The sequence below is a fragment of the Haemophilus sp. HMSC071C11 genome, from assembly GCF_001837655.1.
In the GTDB taxonomy this organism is placed as follows: Bacteria; Pseudomonadota; Gammaproteobacteria; order Enterobacterales; family Pasteurellaceae; genus Haemophilus; species Haemophilus influenzae.
This window is the reverse complement of record NZ_KV833418.1, coordinates 22,250-38,898: the sequence shown is the minus strand read 5'-3', so window position 1 is coordinate 38,898 and position 16,649 is coordinate 22,250. Positions and strand designations below refer to the sequence as shown.

General features: G+C 37.8%; 14 protein-coding genes and 2 pseudogenes. 9 read left to right on the top strand and 7 right to left on the bottom strand.

Annotated features, from left to right (window positions below):
- Positions 1–30: 30 nt before the first annotated feature.
- Positions 31–1,680 carry a 30S ribosomal protein S1 gene (gene rpsA / locus HMPREF2644_RS05375; protein WP_011272719.1) on the bottom strand — a complete coding sequence of 550 codons (1,650 nt, stop codon included), beginning with the start codon at positions 1,678–1,680 and terminating at the stop codon, positions 31–33.
- 102 nt (positions 1,681–1,782) lie between these two features.
- Positions 1,783–2,454 carry a (d)CMP kinase gene (cmk, locus tag HMPREF2644_RS05370; RefSeq protein ID WP_038441048.1) on the bottom strand — a complete coding sequence of 224 codons (672 nt, stop codon included), beginning with the start codon at positions 2,452–2,454 and terminating at the stop codon, positions 1,783–1,785.
- Positions 2,455–2,922: 468 nt separating this feature from the next.
- Here cmk and pdxS point away from each other — a divergent pair, with 468 nt between their 5' ends.
- Entirely contained in the window at positions 2,923–3,798 is an 876-nt protein-coding gene (gene pdxS, locus HMPREF2644_RS05365; protein WP_005654219.1) for a pyridoxal 5'-phosphate synthase lyase subunit PdxS, read from the top strand.
- Entirely contained in the window at positions 3,799–4,377 is a 579-nt protein-coding gene (gene pdxT / locus HMPREF2644_RS05360) for a pyridoxal 5'-phosphate synthase glutaminase subunit PdxT (protein ID WP_005687358.1), read from the top strand. It begins immediately after the preceding gene.
- A gap of 548 nt (positions 4,378–4,925) precedes the next feature.
- Here the strand turns inward: pdxT and dld are convergent.
- On the bottom strand, positions 4,926–6,620 hold the full coding sequence (gene dld / locus HMPREF2644_RS05355; RefSeq protein ID WP_038441045.1) for a D-lactate dehydrogenase: 1,695 nt from the start codon (positions 6,618–6,620) through the stop codon (positions 4,926–4,928).
- A gap of 169 nt (positions 6,621–6,789) precedes the next feature.
- On the opposite strand from dld, the gene HMPREF2644_RS09385 reads away from it, so the two are divergent.
- Positions 6,790–6,990, top strand: a complete 201-nt coding sequence (locus HMPREF2644_RS09385; RefSeq protein ID WP_219335594.1) for a type I restriction endonuclease subunit R, EcoR124 family — start codon at positions 6,790–6,792, stop codon at positions 6,988–6,990.
- Positions 6,991–7,035: 45 nt separating this feature from the next.
- Here the strand turns inward: HMPREF2644_RS09385 and HMPREF2644_RS09380 are convergent.
- A pseudogene (locus HMPREF2644_RS09380) lies at positions 7,036–7,224 on the bottom strand (Hpt domain-containing protein); the annotation flags it as partial.
- Here HMPREF2644_RS09380 and HMPREF2644_RS09340 point away from each other — a divergent pair.
- A pseudogene (locus HMPREF2644_RS09340) lies at positions 7,225–7,442 on the top strand (IS3 family transposase); the annotation flags it as partial.
- Positions 7,443–7,524: 82 nt separating this feature from the next.
- On the opposite strand, the gene HMPREF2644_RS05345 reads toward HMPREF2644_RS09340, so the two are convergent.
- The 3 genes from HMPREF2644_RS05345 to rsmI form a co-directional block, all read right to left on the bottom strand.
- The gene (locus tag HMPREF2644_RS05345; protein ID WP_005659678.1) at positions 7,525–8,076 is read right to left on the bottom strand and encodes an NlpC/P60 family protein; all 552 of its coding nucleotides are present in this window, start codon (positions 8,074–8,076) and stop codon (positions 7,525–7,527) included.
- A 112-nt stretch (positions 8,077–8,188) separates the two neighbouring features.
- On the bottom strand, positions 8,189–9,637 hold the full coding sequence (gene tldD, locus HMPREF2644_RS05340) for a metalloprotease TldD (RefSeq protein ID WP_011272722.1): 1,449 nt from the start codon (positions 9,635–9,637) through the stop codon (positions 8,189–8,191).
- Positions 9,638–9,738: 101 nt separating this feature from the next.
- Positions 9,739–10,590: a 16S rRNA (cytidine(1402)-2'-O)-methyltransferase gene (rsmI, locus tag HMPREF2644_RS05335; protein WP_005657649.1), complete on the bottom strand. Its 852-nt coding sequence runs from the start codon at positions 10,588–10,590 to the stop codon at positions 9,739–9,741.
- Positions 10,591–10,661: 71 nt separating this feature from the next.
- Between rsmI and HMPREF2644_RS05330 the strand changes: the two genes are divergently transcribed.
- From HMPREF2644_RS05330 to nrdA, 5 genes are all read left to right on the top strand, one after another.
- Positions 10,662–12,389 carry a penicillin-binding protein activator gene (locus HMPREF2644_RS05330; protein ID WP_005657651.1) on the top strand — a complete coding sequence of 576 codons (1,728 nt, stop codon included), beginning with the start codon at positions 10,662–10,664 and terminating at the stop codon, positions 12,387–12,389.
- Positions 12,389–12,748, top strand: coding sequence for a YraN family protein (locus HMPREF2644_RS05325; protein ID WP_005654204.1), 360 nt, complete (start codon positions 12,389–12,391; stop codon positions 12,746–12,748). Before HMPREF2644_RS05330 ends, HMPREF2644_RS05325 begins: the two co-directional genes overlap by 1 nt.
- Positions 12,749–12,760: 12 nt before the next feature.
- The gene (locus HMPREF2644_RS05320) at positions 12,761–13,345 is read left to right on the top strand and encodes a D-sedoheptulose-7-phosphate isomerase (RefSeq protein WP_005657655.1); all 585 of its coding nucleotides are present in this window, start codon (positions 12,761–12,763) and stop codon (positions 13,343–13,345) included.
- A gap of 56 nt (positions 13,346–13,401) precedes the next feature.
- Positions 13,402–13,983 (top strand): division/outer membrane stress-associated lipid-binding lipoprotein, encoded by a 582-nt coding sequence (dolP, locus tag HMPREF2644_RS05315; RefSeq protein ID WP_005657657.1) that lies wholly within the window; start codon positions 13,402–13,404, stop codon positions 13,981–13,983.
- Positions 13,984–14,237: 254 nt separating this feature from the next.
- A complete protein-coding gene (nrdA, locus tag HMPREF2644_RS05310) occupies positions 14,238–16,508 on the top strand; it encodes a class 1a ribonucleoside-diphosphate reductase subunit alpha (protein WP_005659686.1) in 2,271 nt (756 codons plus the stop codon).
- The last annotated feature ends 141 nt before the right edge of the window (positions 16,509–16,649 follow it).

The following is a 16,649-nucleotide window of genomic DNA, read 5'->3' as shown; positions in this document are numbered from 1 at the left end:
ACATCAGCCCAGCCTTATTACGTGAATTAATTATTCACCTTTAGCTGCTTTAAATGCTTCAGCCATTGCATTTGGAATAACAATATCTTCTTGTTTGTTATTTACACTTGCAACTGCCGCAGCTTCTTCAGCTTGATCTTTTGCTTTCACTGATAAGTGAACAATGCGAGATTTACGATCTACTCCAGTGTATTTCGCTTCAACCACATCGCCAATAGCTACTTCACTTGTTAAATCAGCAGAACGGATATAACCTTCAACACCACCTGCTAATTCAACTTTAGCACCTTTAGCATCTGCTTCAACAACAGTTGCAGATACTACCGCACCTTTTTTGTTGATTGCAACAAAGTTATTGAATGGATCTTCTTCAAGTTGTTTAATACCTAAAGAGATACGTTCTTTTACTGCATCAACAGCTAATACAACAGCTGACACTTCGTCACCTTTTTTGTATTGACGAACAGCTTCTTCGCCTGAAATACTCCAAGAAATATCAGATAAGTGAACTAAACCATCGATACCACCTTCAAGACCGATGAAGATACCGAAATCAGTGATAGACTTGATTTTACCCGTTACTTTATCGCCTTTGTTGTGAGTATCAGCAAATTGAGTCCAAGGGTTAGCTTTACATTGTTTTAAGCCTAAAGAAATACGACGACGTTCTTCATCAATTTCTAATACCATTACTTCTACAGTATCGCCTAAGCTAACCACTTTAGATGGGTGGATATTTTTATTAGTCCAATCCATTTCAGAAACGTGAACTAAACCTTCAACGCCATCTAAGATTTCAACGAAACAGCCATAGTCAGTTAAGTTAGTTACTTTACCTGTTAATTTGCTGTTTACTGGATGATTTTCAGCAATTGCAGCCCAAGGATCTTGACCTAATTGTTTTAAGCCTAAAGATACGCGAGTACGATCTTTATCGAATTTTAATACTTTAACAGTTACTTCATCGCCAACATTTACGATTTCACTTGGGTGTTTAACACGTTTCCAAGCCATATCTGTGATGTGTAATAAACCATCAACACCACCAAGATCAACGAATGCACCGTACTCAGTTAAGTTTTTAACGATACCTTTAACTTCTGAACCTTCAACAAGATTTTCTAATACTTGTTCACGTTCTTGGCTGTTTTCAGATTCAATTACTGCACGACGAGAAACAACAACGTTGTTACGTTTTTGATCTAATTTGATTACTTTGAATTCTAATTCTTTACCAAGTAAGTGATCTGCTTCACGCGCTGGACGAGTATCAACTAAAGAACCTGGTAAGAATGCACGAACACCGTTTAACTCAACTGTGAAGCCACCTTTCACTTTGCCGTTGATTAAACCGATAACGGTCGCTTTTTCTTCGTAAGCTTTTTCTAATTCAATCCAAGATTCGTGACGAACAGCTTTCTCACGAGAAAGTTTAGTTTCGCCGAAACCATCTTCAACTGCATCTAAAGCAACATTTACAGTATCGCCAACTTGGATTTCAAGTTCGCCTTGTGCATTTAAAAATTCAGCAACTGGAATTGCAGACTCAGATTTTAAACCTGCATCAACAAGCACAAAGCCTTTTTGGATAGCTACTACAGTACCGCTAACGATTGAACCTTGACGAGTTTCAAGGCCTTTTAATGATTCTTCAAAAAGTTGAGCAAAAGATTCTGACATATAAATAATCTTCTTAATTTAAGTTAATAACATCCACATTAAAATCCATAAAATGCGGGGTTGAGGATAAATGCTTATTCTTCCTTGAACAAACAGTTAAATCTAAACTGATACCTTTTCTTGAATATAAGACAACGCCTGATCGATCACTTCATTGATACTCAAGGCTGTGCTATCCAATAATAAAGCATCATCCGCTGGTTTTAGCGGCGCAACTTCACGATTTCTATCACGAAGATCACGCTCTTTTATCTCGGCTAAAATCTGTGCAAAGTTACCATTTATTCCTTTATTTTGCAACTGTTTATAGCGTCTTTTTGCACGTTCTTCAGCACTTGCATCTAAAAATAATTTTACTTGTGCATTTGGGAATACAACTGTTCCCATATCTCTACCATCCGCAATTAATCCATCATTTTTCGCAAAATCTTGCTGAAGTTGTAATAAAGCTGACCGCACTTTTTGAAAAACTGCTACTTTTGACGCAGCATCTGCCACTTCTTGCGTGCGAATTAAACGGCTCACATCCATTCCTGCAAGCAAAATGTTTACCTCGCCATTTTGAGGAATAAATTGAATATCTAAATGACGTGCTAATTCTGCTAAATCTGTTTCATTTGTTAGATCAGTTTTACGTTGCAACGCTGCCAATGCAGTAACGCGATAAATCGCCCCACTATCCAACAGTGCATAGCCCAACTTTTCAGCCAACGCGTAACAAAGCGTCCCTTTCCCAGCACCACTAGGCCCATCAACAGTAATAATCATTCCCATACAAATTATCCTTTCATTATCAAAATTTTGCGCATTATAGAGACAATTTCCCCTCATTACCATCCTAGAGATTATTACTAGCTTCCATGTTTTGTATGGCTTATCTAATAAAGTTAATTTCACAAGCTCTAGGAAAGCGTAAACTCCCTTTCAAGCTTTTTCTTAAATTTCAGAAAATCTAACCACATAGAAAAAGGTTTTTAAAAACATTTCAAGGTTTTTTTAATAACTATTGTGGCACTTAAGGACGAAATTCTTTCAGCTAAAGTAGCTCTTTTTTCTATTATTAAATTGGACAATCCTTCTGACGTTCTACACTTCGTTTATACAAAAAACTGAAATTAAGCACACTAGACATTATGCCTTTTAATATATACGCATTTTTTCAAACTTGTTCTAAAGACTTTTCTACATTACAATAAAAAACGTAGCTATCAATATAAATAACCAAATAATGAGGACAAAGAAATGGCTGAAAATCGTTATGAACTAAATAAAAACTTAGCACAGATGCTCAAAGGTGGTGTTATCATGGATGTTCAAAACCCTGAACAAGCTCGCATTGCAGAAGCTGCTGGTGCAGCTGCAGTGATGGCTTTGGAACGAATTCCTGCAGATATTCGTGCTGTTGGAGGTGTCTCTCGAATGAGCGATCCTAAGATGATCAAGGAAATCCAAGGAGCAGTTAGCATTCCAGTTATGGCAAAAGTTAGAATTGGACATTTCGTTGAGGCTCAGATTTTGGAAGCTATTGAAATTGACTATATCGATGAGAGTGAAGTGCTTTCTCCAGCTGACAACCGTTTCCATGTGGACAAGAAAGAATTCCAAGTACCTTTTGTATGTGGTGCCAAGGATTTGGGCGAGGCCTTGCGTCGTATCGCTGAAGGGGCTTCAATGATTCGTACAAAAGGAGAACCAGGAACAGGAGATATCGTCCAAGCTGTTCGCCATATGCGCATGATGAGTCAAGAAATTCGTCGCATTCAAAATTTACGTGAGGACGAGCTCTATGTTGCGGCCAAAGATTTACAAGTTCCTGTAGAATTGGTTCAATACGTCCATAAGCATGGGAAATTGCCAGTTGTCAACTTCGCAGCTGGAGGAATTGCAACTCCAGCAGATGCGGCCTTGATGATGCAACTTGGCGCAGAGGGTGTCTTTGTTGGTTCAGGTATTTTTAAGTCAGGAGATCCTATAAAACGTGCTAGCGCTATTGTCAAAGCTGTAACTAACTATCGAAATCCACAAATCCTAGCACAAATCTCCGAAGATTTAGGTGAAGCCATGGTTGGTATCAATGAAAATGAAATCCAAATTCTCATGGCTGAGCGAGGAAAATAAATGAAAATCGGAATATTAGCTCTACAAGGTGCCTTTGCGGAACATGCACGAATGCTAGAAAAATTAGGAATTGAAAGTGTCGAACTGAGAAATTTAAAAAATTTTCAACAACATTACAGTGATTTATCAGGTTTGATTCTACCTGGCGGTGAGTCCACCGCCATAGGAAAACTTTTAAGAGAGCTGTATATGCTGGAACCGATAAAACAAGCTATCTCTTCTGGCTTTCCTGTCTTTGGAACTTGTGCTGGTTTGATTCTGTTGGCTAAAGAGATTACTTCTCAGAAAGAGAGTCATTTTGGAACAATGGACATTGTGGTTGAGAGGAATGCCTATGGACGCCAATTGGGAAGTTTCTATACAGAAGCAGATTGCAAAGGGGTTGGTAAAATTCCTATGACTTTTATCAGAGGACCTATCATCAGTAGTGTTGGTAAAAAAGTCAATATTCTTGCAACGGTAAATAATAAAATCGTTGCAGCCCAAGAAAAGAATATGCTGGTAACATCATTTCATCCTGAATTAACAAATAACTTGAGTTTGCATAAGTACTTTATCGATATATGTAAAGTAGCATAAACCATTATCTGCATATCTGCCCTCCCTAGGAAACAAACCATATTGTAGCAATGAGAGCAGATAATTTTCATCAAAAAACCGAACAGTTACTAGACTTAAAACCGAATGCAAGGTAGGATAAGGTTGAACAAAAACAAAATTTCTTGTTGTATTGACGAGAGCAAACGCCACTTCGTAATTGGGCTTTCCCCAAAACGAACCAAAATCAACAATCCTAAAGACATTACACACCATTGAGTATTTACAAGGTTTCAATGCGGACTGAATCATCTATGAAAGCACCGACGGCTTGGATCTTACGATTGCCAAAATATTATATCAAGCAGCCTTTTTCGTGCTCATTGCCAATCCACGACAAATCAATCACTTTACAATGTCACATTTAGTAACCAACAATTACTGTACAAGTGTAGACTGGAATAAGTCAAATAATTTTGCGGTAAACATCAGATAATTTGCTGACCTTATTTTGATGAGTTGGCTCTATCTAAGAAGAGGAAATAATAAACAAGCGGTCACATTTGACATCTTGTTTGCATTTTAGAGGTTTATTCCGCCCAGTATTTTTTCCTCGTCGTTTTACCAATACCTGGATTAAAGCTATTGGTTGGATCCAACTCTTTATAGAATTTTCTCAAGGTTGGTTTAGCCTCGTATAAATGCCCTACATTGTGTTCGGCTGGGTATTGCACACCACGCTTGTCAAGTAATTTCAACATTTCGTATTCTAGTTCTTCATAATCATAACCTTTTTTTACAATGTAATCTTGGTGAAAGACATGGCACATAAAATGTCCGTAGTAAAGTTTAGAGATAATTCTGTTATCAATTTCTGGCGGTAACACTTCAAACCAATCTTGATCATTGCGACGTAATGCAACATCTAAAGCAACTATTTCTTCTACTTCTTTTTCGTGAATTGCACGATAACGAATTGCAGCACTTGCAACAGCGAAACGATGAAGCATTGCTGCTTGGGTTTCGATTGCATTACATTCAAAATAGCCACCTTTTGAGCCATCTGCAATGTAGGATTCCAAATATTCACGGGCTTCTTGAATGCCTTTTCCACCCATTTTGATAATTAAGTGATGCTCGTATTTGTTGCGATAATCCCATAAGCTTTGTGGAAGATGTTCTGGGATGAATTTAGACACAGTTTGCATAAGTTTATCGCTTAAATGTTGTGGTAAAAAGAAGAATTTTTTGCCGATGCGATCCACGTTTGATTTTAAGGAAAAGAGTTTTGGTAGCCAATGTGTACCAAACTTTTTAATGACCCAAAAGGTATCTTTGCCATATTTTGCTGCGATGTCAAATGCATCACGATGGATATATTCACCTGAAATGGGTAGCACTTCGAAGTTTACTAACATGTGGCGACGAATATCGCTCAACACAGAAGTTTGATTGGTGCCGATATAGAAAACAGCCGTCTCTTTTTCAAGCGGAAAGGTGTCTAAACGAACCGCAAAGACAGCAAGTTTTCCTGCACAGCCTGAGGCTTCATAGTGGCGAGCTGGGTCGGCATTAAAACGAGCAGGGGAGCCTTCATCAACTTGACGAACATAGTTGCAGTAGTAATGGTCGTGACCATGTCCGCAATCTTGTCGAATATCTTTAACCTGATAACGTTTTTCTTGTAGATTAGTTAAAATTTCTTCAGGAGTTTCTCCTAAATCAATGCCTAAATGATTTTTTAGTTCTAATTCACCTTTTTCATTAAGTTGAGCGTAAAGTGCCATTTCTGTATAGGCTGGTCCACGTTGAACTAATGCTCCACCTGAGTTGTTACAAATCCCACCAATAACTGATGCGCCAATGCAAGATGAGCCAATAACAGAGTGGGGTTCACGACCAAACGGTTTAAGTTGATTTTCTAATTCATTGAGTGTAGAGCCTGGTAAGCAAATAACTTGGGAAGCGTTATTGATGAGTTGGATTCCGTCAATTCGCATTGTATTGATGACGACAATATCGCGATCATAATCATTGCCATCTGGTGTAGAGCCACCAGTTAAACCTGTATTCGCCGCTTGGTTTATAACAATAACATCATGTTCAACGCAAACTTTTACAATGTTCCAAAACTCAAGTAGAGTGGCAGGGCGAACAACAGCTAGGGCGTTTCCTGTTCCAAATCGATAACCACTTCGATAAGCTTCTGTTTTAGTTGGATCAGTAATAATATAACGAGATCCAACAATATCGGTCAGTCGTGAAATGAGTTGTTGAACAGACATTTTATTATCCTCTTGTTATAAGAATTAGTAGTACTATAACAGAATAATTCCCATTTGGATAAGGACATTTTAGGCTTTAATCGGTGTTTTTTTGGAATTGCTCTGCATATAAAGAAAATTCTCTCTTTATGATAGGTTCAGTGCTGTATGGGTATTTCAATCACTCAATATCAGCAATGCAAAATCCGTTGAAACCTTTAAAGATAAAGAAAAATATTATTTAACAAACGAAACTTTTACTGAAATACAACCTATTGATATGCCAAACGAACGTAATATTCAAAATTATCACTCGACTTACAACAACATTCGGGATTGGCTTGGTTATCAAAAAGCTGGCGAGGAAAAAGCAAAGTCGACCATCAATTAGGAATTGGGATGAGGTAGTTTTTGAAGTGAATTTTAAGCACAATAAAAAAACATCAGAATTTTTAGCCGCACTTTCTAAAGTATCCGCTAATTTACATAAATGATTTAACCCTACCTATGCTGCTACTCTTTTAATTTTATGAACAGTATTTTCTGTTTCTTTCATATTATCTTTTGATAATTGAGTAAGATAATTAGGCATGGTTTGTTTGAATAAAGATAAATTTTTTAAAATTTACATTCCGACCAAGGTTGGCAATATCAGATGATAGATTATCAACACATACTCAGGGAGAATGGCATTCAAAGTATGTGAAGGGAAATTGTTTAGATAACAGTAGAATGGAAAGCTTCTTTAGATGTTTTAATAACTGGAAAAAAAGCTCCATGAGCGTATTCAGAAGAGGCTAAAGACTGAGTCCTGTAAATGACAGAACTCAGTCCTTGAGCTAAATAAGTCTAACTTTTTGGGGTCAGATCATTTATCAATAAACTGATCAAAAAAACCGAACTTAATGTTCGGTTTTCTTCTTCATTACATAATACGACGCGATTGAGTGTAGGTTCTAGCCCAATATTTTTCATCAAGGGAACTTATTGTCACGCCTTGCCCTGTACTTGCGTGCATAAATTGGTTATTACCAATATAAACACCAACGTGATTATTTTTACGGAAGAAAACTAAATCGCCTTTTTTAAGTTCTGATTTATTAATTTTTCTACCTAAATGACGCTGTTCAGCCGTAGAACGAGGCAATTCAATACCAAAAACTTCAGAAAAAGTAGTTTGCATAAATGCTGAACAATCAATACCACGTTTAGTCGTACCGCCCATACGATAGCGAGTGCCAACCCATTCATTATAAACACTGGCTAGAGCCTTATCGCCCATCAAAGCAGAGGAACGGTTTGTTCTCACTTTGTGAAAAATGCCTGTTCGATTATCTTTTTCTAAATTATTAATTAAACCAGTTAATTGAATATCATCATTTTCTGAAATAACCTGATGACTTACCGTTCGTGGTGCATTAGAACAAGCGGTTGCTAATACAGCTAAACCAATAATAACTAAAATTCTTTTCAACATAATTTCAAATAATTAAAAGAAATAAAATTTCGCAGCGGCTATCAAAATTTGAATAAAATTGCCAGTAAAAATCCAATTCTAATGGAATTTTTGTGATCTTTTACACAATGACTTAATTTGTTCCACCAACAGTAATTTCATCAATTTTTAGTGCTGGCTGTCCTACGCCAACAGGTACACTTTGCCCCTCTTTACCACAAACCCCGATACCTAAATCAAGTTCTGATTTATCTGCAACCATAGAAATCTTTTGCATCACTTCAATGCCACTGCCAATTAAAGTTGCGCCCTTAACTGGTTTCGTGATTTTTCCTTTTTCAATTAAATAGGCTTCTGAAGTAGAAAATACAAATTTACCAGAGGTAATATCCACTTGCCCTCCACCAAAGTGCGGTGCATAAATCCCCTGTTTTACAGAAGCAATCAAATCATCAAACTGACTTTGTCCAGCAAGCATATAGGTGTTAGTCATTCTAGGCATTGGTAAATGGGCATAAGACTCACGTCGTCCATTTCCCGTTGGAGCAACGCCCATCAAACGGGCATTCATTTTATCTTGCATGTAACCTTGCAAAATCCCGTCTTTGATGAGTACATTGCACTGGCTTGGCACACCTTCATCATCAATAGTTAGTGAACCTCGACGATTTTCAATCGTGCCATCATCCACAATCGTACATAACGGTGAAGTCACTTGCTCACCAATCTTGCCTGTAAAAAGTGAACTTTCTTTACGGTTAAAATCGCCTTCTAAACCGTGACCTACCGCTTCGTGTAGCAATACGCCCGGCCAACCCGCACCTAACACAACAGGCATCAATCCTGCGGGTGCTGCAACTGCACTAAGGTTTACTAAGGCTTGACGAACCGCTTCTTTAGCAAAAAGTACTGCTCTAATATCGCCATCAACAACTTCAAAGAACCAATCTAAACCGAAACGCCCACCAGAACCACAACTTCCTCGTTCACGTTTTCCATTTTCCTCTACTAACACAGAAATAGATAAGCGAACTAAAGGACGAATATCTGCGGCTAATGTGCCATCTGTCGCCATAATTAATACTTCTTCATAAACAGAACTGAGGCTTGCTGAAACCTTGGTTACACGATGATCTTCTGCGCGTGCTGTACGATCAACCAAATGTAATAGCTCAATTTTTTTCTCTTTAGTCAAACTTTCCAAGGGATTAATCGCCGCATAACGAGCAATAGGATTTACAACATTAAAAGCGGATAGCGAAATCAAATTCCCCTGTTTGACTTGTGCAATTCCCTTTACCGCCTCCGCACATTGCTGCAAAGAAGCAAGATTAATTTGATCCGCATAAGCAAACCCCGTTTTCTCACCAGAAACAGCCCGCACACCAACGCCACGATCAATATGAAAACCGCCTTCTTTTATAATGCCGTCTTCTAATACCCAACTTTCATCTTGGCTAAGTTGAAAATACAGATCGGCATAATCAATATTGCGATGCGACATAATGTCAAAAATATTGAGTAATGTTTGAGTTGAAAGATTACTTGGTGTCAGTAATGTATTTGAAACTTGGTTTAACATATTTTTTCCAGTCTAAAGTAAATATCTTGTGAGTGCTTGTATCCGTTTAATACAACAGCACAGATTAAAATCGGATTAATAAAGTGCGGTTGATTTTGAGGTTATTTTTCCAAATGCGCTAATCCAAATTGATACAAAGCATTCTTCTTATAACCATACAACTCAGCAACTATAGCTGCTGCTTTTTTAAGTGGCAATTCTTCTGCAATTAACTCAAGTGCCTTTACCGCTTGCGGCGAAATTTCATCGTTATTGTCAGACTTTGGTTTGCCTTCCACAATCAAAACCATCTCGCCTTTTGTACGATTGGGATCTTCTAAAAGCCATTCGCGTAAATTTTTAATCGTATTCCCTGTAATCGTTTCCCAAGTTTTAGTCATTTCACGGGCTAACACAATATAGCGTCCTTCCCCTAGCACCGCTTGCATATCTTCTAGTGTATCTAAAATACGGTGAGTGGATTCATAAAAAATCAAAGTGCGGTCTTCTTCTGCGATATTTTCTAATTTATCTTTGCGTGCTTTACTTTTCGCAGGTAAAAAGCCTTCAAAACAAAATCTATCAGAAGCAATCCCCGATGCACAAAGAGCGGTAATTGCCGCACAAGCTCCTGGCAAAGGCACAACTCGAATGCCAGCTTCACGGCATTGGCGTACTAAATGAAAACCAGGGTCACTGATTAATGGCGTCCCCGCATCAGAAATCAAGGCAATATTACTCCCCTGCTTGAGCTTTTCCACCAAAATATGCGCTTTTTCTTGTTCGTTATGATCGTGCAAAGCAAAAAATGGCTTCTTAATGCCGTAATGGATCAATAAAAGTCCACTATGGCGAGTATCTTCTGCTGCAATTAAATCCACTTGAGCAAAAGTCTCTAAAGCACGTTGGGTAATATCTTGTAAATTGCCAATGGGCGTGGCAACAATGTATAAAATTCCGGTTAAATCAGTCATTTTTGTTTGCTTTTAAGTTATGAGATAAGTAAGATTTGCTACAACTATTGTCTGTTTATGATGGAGCAAAGATGTCTATTCTATTACAAGGCGAACGTTTTAAAAAACGTTTAATGCCAATTTTATTGTCAATGGCTTTAGCTGGCTGTTCAAATCTACTTGGTAGCAATTTCACGCAAACCTTACAAAAAGATGCAAATGCAAGTTCTGAATTTTATATAAACAAATTAGGGCAAACGCAAGAACTTGAAGATCAACAAACCTATAAATTGCTCGCGGCTCGAGTGTTAATCCGTGAAAATAAGGTTGAACAATCGGCAGCGTTATTGAGGGAATTAGGCGAATTAAATGATGCGCAAAAATTAGATCGTGCATTAATTGAAGCGAGAATTTCTGCCGCAAAAAATGCCAATGAAGTCGCACAAAATCAATTACGTGCATTGGATTTAAATAAACTAAGCCCGTCACAAAAATCTCGTTATTACGAAACCTTAGCTATTGTTGCCGAAAACCGTAAAGACATGATTGAAGCGGTAAAAGCGCGGATAGAAATGGATAAGAATTTAACAGATGTACAACGTCGTCAAGATAATATTGATAAAACTTGGGCTTTATTGCGTTCAGCGAATACTGGCGTTATTAATAATGCCTCTGATGAAGGTAATGCAGCTTTAGGCGGTTGGCTAACATTAATCAAAGCCTACAACGATTATATTCGTCAGCCTGTACAATTAAGCCAAGCCTTACAAAGTTGGAAAAATGCTTATCCAAATCATGCAGCCGCAACGTTGTTCCCAAAAGAATTGCTTACATTGCTTAATTTCCAACAAACGAATGTGTCACAAATTGGTTTACTCTTGCCATTAAGTGGAGATGGACAAATTCTTGGTACAACCATTCAATCGGGTTTTAACGACGCGAAAGGTAACTCAACCATTCCAGTGCAAGTGTTTGATACCTCAATGAATTCTGTCCAAGATATCATTGCGCAAGCAAAACAAGCGGGGATTAAAACCTTAGTCGGCCCATTACTAAAACAAAATCTTGATGTGATTTTAGCGGATCCTGCTCAAATTCAAGGTATGGATGTGCTTGCATTAAATGCCACACCACATTCTCGTGCGATTCCTCAACTTTGTTATTACGGACTTTCTCCAGAAGATGAAGCTGAATCTGCCGCCAATAAAATGTGGAACGATGGCGTGCGTAATCCACTTGTCGCAATGCCGCAAAATGATTTAGGACAACGCGTAGGCAATGCCTTTAATGTACGTTGGCAGCAATTAGCAGGTACTGATGCGAATATCCGTTACTACAATTTGCCTGCGGATGTGACCTATTTCGTTCAAGAAAATAACTCAAATACAACCGCACTTTATGCCGTAGCAAGTCCAACTGAACTGGCAGAAATGAAAGGTTATTTAACAAATATCGTACCTAATTTAGCGATTTATGCCAGTTCTCGAGCAAGCGCAAGTGCGACAAACACTAATACCGACTTCATCGCACAGATGAACGGTGTACAGTTTAGTGATATTCCATTTTTTAAAGATACCAATTCTCCACAATATCAGAAGTTAGCAAAATCCACGGGGGGTGAATATCAATTGATGCGTTTATATGCAATGGGTGCAGATGCGTGGTTGCTCATTAATCAATTTAATGAATTACGCCAAGTGCCAGGCTATCGCTTGAGTGGCTTAACAGGGATTTTAAGTGCTGATACCAACTGTAATGTTGAACGCGATATGACTTGGTATCAATATCAAGATGGTGCAATTGTACCAGTTGCAAACTAATGTTTTCTTTAAAACGTCAGCAAGGGGCGAGCTTTGAGCATCAAGCTCGCCTTTTTTTAGAATCAAAAGGCTTAACATTTATTGCGGCTAATCAAAATTTCAAATGTGGTGAACTTGATCTAATAATGAATGACAAAGAAACTATCGTCTTTGTTGAAGTTCGCCAACGAAGTCATTCCGCCTATGGTTCTGCTATAGAAAGCGTAGATTGGCGAAAACAACAAAAATGGTTAGATGCCGCAAATTTATGGCTTGCAAAACAAAATATGAGCTTAGAAGATGCTAATTGCCGCTTTGATTTAATCGCTTTTGGCAAAACACCTCAAGATATTCAATGGATTCCTAATTTTCTCGATTAATGGCTTTTTATAATGTTACAAAAAGTAAAAGATATTTATAGCGAAAGTATTCAAATTCAAATTGCAGCATCTAGCATGCTTTCTGAAAATATTACCAATGCCACACAAATGGTAATGCAATGTTTATTAGGCGGTAATAAGGTTATCGCCTGTGGCGTGTCGCGTTCTTATGCCAATGCACAGTTTCTCGTCTCAAACTTACTTAATCGATATGATTTAGTTAGACCAAGCTTCCCGTCTGTGTTATTGAGCTTAGAAAGTGCAGTGGGTTCTTCACTTGTTTTTGAACAACCGCCTGAAGAATTGTATTGTCATCAATTTAATGCCATTGCAAAATCGGGCGACTTACTTATTGCTTTTGCACCTTTGGGGACAGAAAAAATCGTGCTAAATATTATTTCTCATGCTGTCAGCAAAGAAGTTAATGTTATTGTGCTAACTGGCTCTAACAACGATGCCATTCAAGGAATTTTAGCAGATAAGGATCTAGAAATATCAATCCCAGCCACCAAAGAAAGTCGTATCTTAGAGAACCATCTTTTTGTGATTAATGCACTTTGTGAATTGGTTGATCAGACTTTATTCCCAAGTGCTTGACAGGAAAATAAATCACTTTCAAACTAATAGTAATTTAATCTAAAAAGGAGTTAATTATGACATTATCCCCGTTAAAAAAACTCGCTATCCTGCTTGGAGCGACTATTTTTCTACAAGGCTGTGTTGCAGCTGTGATTGGAGGTGGTGCTGTAGCAGCTAAAGTAGCTACCGATCCCCGAACGACAGGGACACAAATTGATGATGAAACCCTCGAATTTAAAGTAGAAAATGCTGTAGAAAAAGATGCCCAAATTAAGGCTGAAGGTCGTGTAAATGCAGTGTCTTACAATGGCCGAGTACTTTTAATAGGTCAAGTTCCTAATAGTGATGTAAAAGACACTGCCACAGCTCTTGCAAAGGGTGTTGAAGGTGTCAATGAAGTTTATAATGAACTAACTGTTAGCCCAAAAATCTCTTTTGCACAAATCAGTAAAGATAGTTGGCTCACAACGCAAGTCAAATCTAAGATGTTCGTTGATGGTCGAGTTAAAGCCACAGATGTCAAAGTGATTAGTGAAAATGGAGAAGTATTTTTACTGGGTAACGTCACACAATCTCAAGCCAATGCGGCAGCCGACATTGCCAGCAAAATCAGCGGCGTGAAAAAAGTAATTAAAGTATTCAAATACCTAGACTAATCCTTCAAAGTGCGGTGAAAAATTCAACAAATTTTTACCGCACTTTTTCTTATTTTTCTAAATAAAAAATTTTAATTTTTATTCTCACAAAAACCGTTTATTTTTAAATAAGTTATCTATTGTCAAGAATCAAATCAAAAAATTTATTACTTGCGATCTTTTCTCAAACACATTATCTTGTGCATCGTTTTCATAAAAACACTATATCTTGTGTTTTAAATCCTGTTTTAAATAACAACAAGAAGGCTAATACAATGAATAAAAGTTTAATGGTTACAAAGCGTGACGGTACGCAAGAACAAATCAATCTTGATAAAATCCATCGTGTGATTACGTGGGCTGCTGAAGGACTAGACAATGTTTCTGTTTCTCAAGTAGAACTTCGTTCACATATTCAATTTTATGAAGGCATTCGCACTTCAGACATCCACGAAACCATTATTAAAGCAGCCGCAGATTTAATCAGCAAAGATTCGCCAGATTATCAATATTTAGCTGCTCGTTTAGCGATTTTCCATTTACGTAAAAAAGCCTATGGTCATTTCGATCCCCCTCGTTTATACGATCACGTCAAAAAACTAGTACGTATGGAAAAATATGATCAAGCGTTATTAGATGATTATACTCGTGAAGAATGGGACGCAATGGACGGCTTCATCGATCATTGGCGTGATATGACGTTTTCTTATGCTGCAGTGAAGCAATTGGAGGGTAAATATTTAGTACAAAACCGTGTGACTGGAGAAATCTACGAGTCTGCACAATTCTTATATTTGCTGGTTTCCGCAAGTCTATTCTCTAAATATCCAAAAGAAACACGTTTGGATTATGTAAAACGTTTCTACGATGCCACATCGACTTTCAAAATTTCCTTACCTACACCAATTATGGCGGGTGTGCGTACACCAACTCGTCAGTTCAGCTCTTGCGTATTAATTGAATGTGATGACAGTTTAGATTCAATCAATGCAACAGCATCAGCTATTGTAAAATATGTTTCACAACGTGCAGGGATTGGTATTAATGCAGGGGCTATTCGTGCATTAGGTAGCGAAATTCGTGGTGGAGAAGCATTCCATACAGGTTGTATTCCATTCTATAAATATTTCCAAACTGCAGTTAAATCTTGCTCACAAGGTGGCGTTCGTGGCGGTGCTGCAACACTTTATTACCCAATTTGGCACTTAGAAGCAGAAAACTTGCTCGTATTAAAAAATAACCGTGGTGTAGAAGACAACCGTGTTCGTCATATGGATTATGGCGTCCAGTTAAACAAATTAATGTATCAACGTTTAATTAAAGGTGGCGAGATTACTTTATTTAGTCCATCAGATGTACCTGGACTTTATGAAGCATTCTTTGCGGATCAAGATAAATTTGAAGAACTTTACGTAAAATACGAACAAGATCCAACTATCCGTAAGCGTACTGTTAAAGCAGTTGAAATCTTTTCTTTATTAATGCAAGAACGGGCATCAACGGGTCGAATTTACATTCAAAACGTGGATCACTGTAATACCCACTCTCCGTTTGATCCACAAGTTGCACCAGTTCGTCAATCTAACTTATGCTTAGAAATTGCATTACCAACTAAACCGCTTCAGCACATTAACGATGAAAATGGGGAAATTGCACTTTGTACACTTTCCGCTTTTAACTTAGGTAAAATTGAAAACTTAGATGAATTAGAAGAACTTGCGGATCTTGCTGTTCGTTCTCTTGATGCCTTATTAGACTATCAAGATTACCCTGTTGTGGCAGCAAAACGTAGCTCACTTGCACGCCGTTCACTCGGTATTGGGGTCATTAACTATGCGTATTACCTTGCGAAAAATGGTGTTCGCTATTCTGATGGTTCAGCCAACGATTTAACACACCGCACTTTTGAAGCCATTCAATATTATTTATTGAAAGCCTCTATGAACTTAGCAAAAGAGCAAGGTGCGTGTGAATACTTCAATGAAACCACTTATGCAAAAGGCATTTTACCGATTGATACCTATAAGAAAGATTTAGATGCCTTAACACAAGAGCCTCTACATTATGATTGGGAAAGTTTACGTAAAGATATTCAAGAATTTGGTTTACGTAACTCAACATTAACTGCCTTAATGCCATCAGAAACATCATCGCAGATTTCCAATGCGACTAATGGTATTGAGCCACCGCGTGGACACGTAAGTATTAAAGCATCAAAAGATGGTATCTTAAAACAAGTTGTACCTGAATATGAAAATTTAATGGATAACTATGAATTACTTTGGGATATTCCAAGTAATGACGGCTACTTACACTTAGTCGGTATTATGCAAAAATTCGTGGATCAAGCGATCTCTGCAAACACAAACTATGATCCAAAACGTTTTGAAGACGGCAAAGTACCAATGAAAGTGTTGTTAAAAGATCTTTTAACCGCTTACAAATACGGTTTAAAAACCCTTTACTATCAAAATACCCGCGACGGTGCCGAAGATGTTCAAGAAGATCTTGATGACGGCTGTGCTGGTGGTGCTTGCAAAATTTAAACGCCCCTATTGTCTTCCCCAACTTATGGGGAAGATAGCACGACATAACGAATTAGGATACTTTCCTCAGTCTTTGATAGTTTCCCCTGATAAACAGGGAAAGCTAAATAAATGATAAGTTCTATTTAAAAGGATAAATAA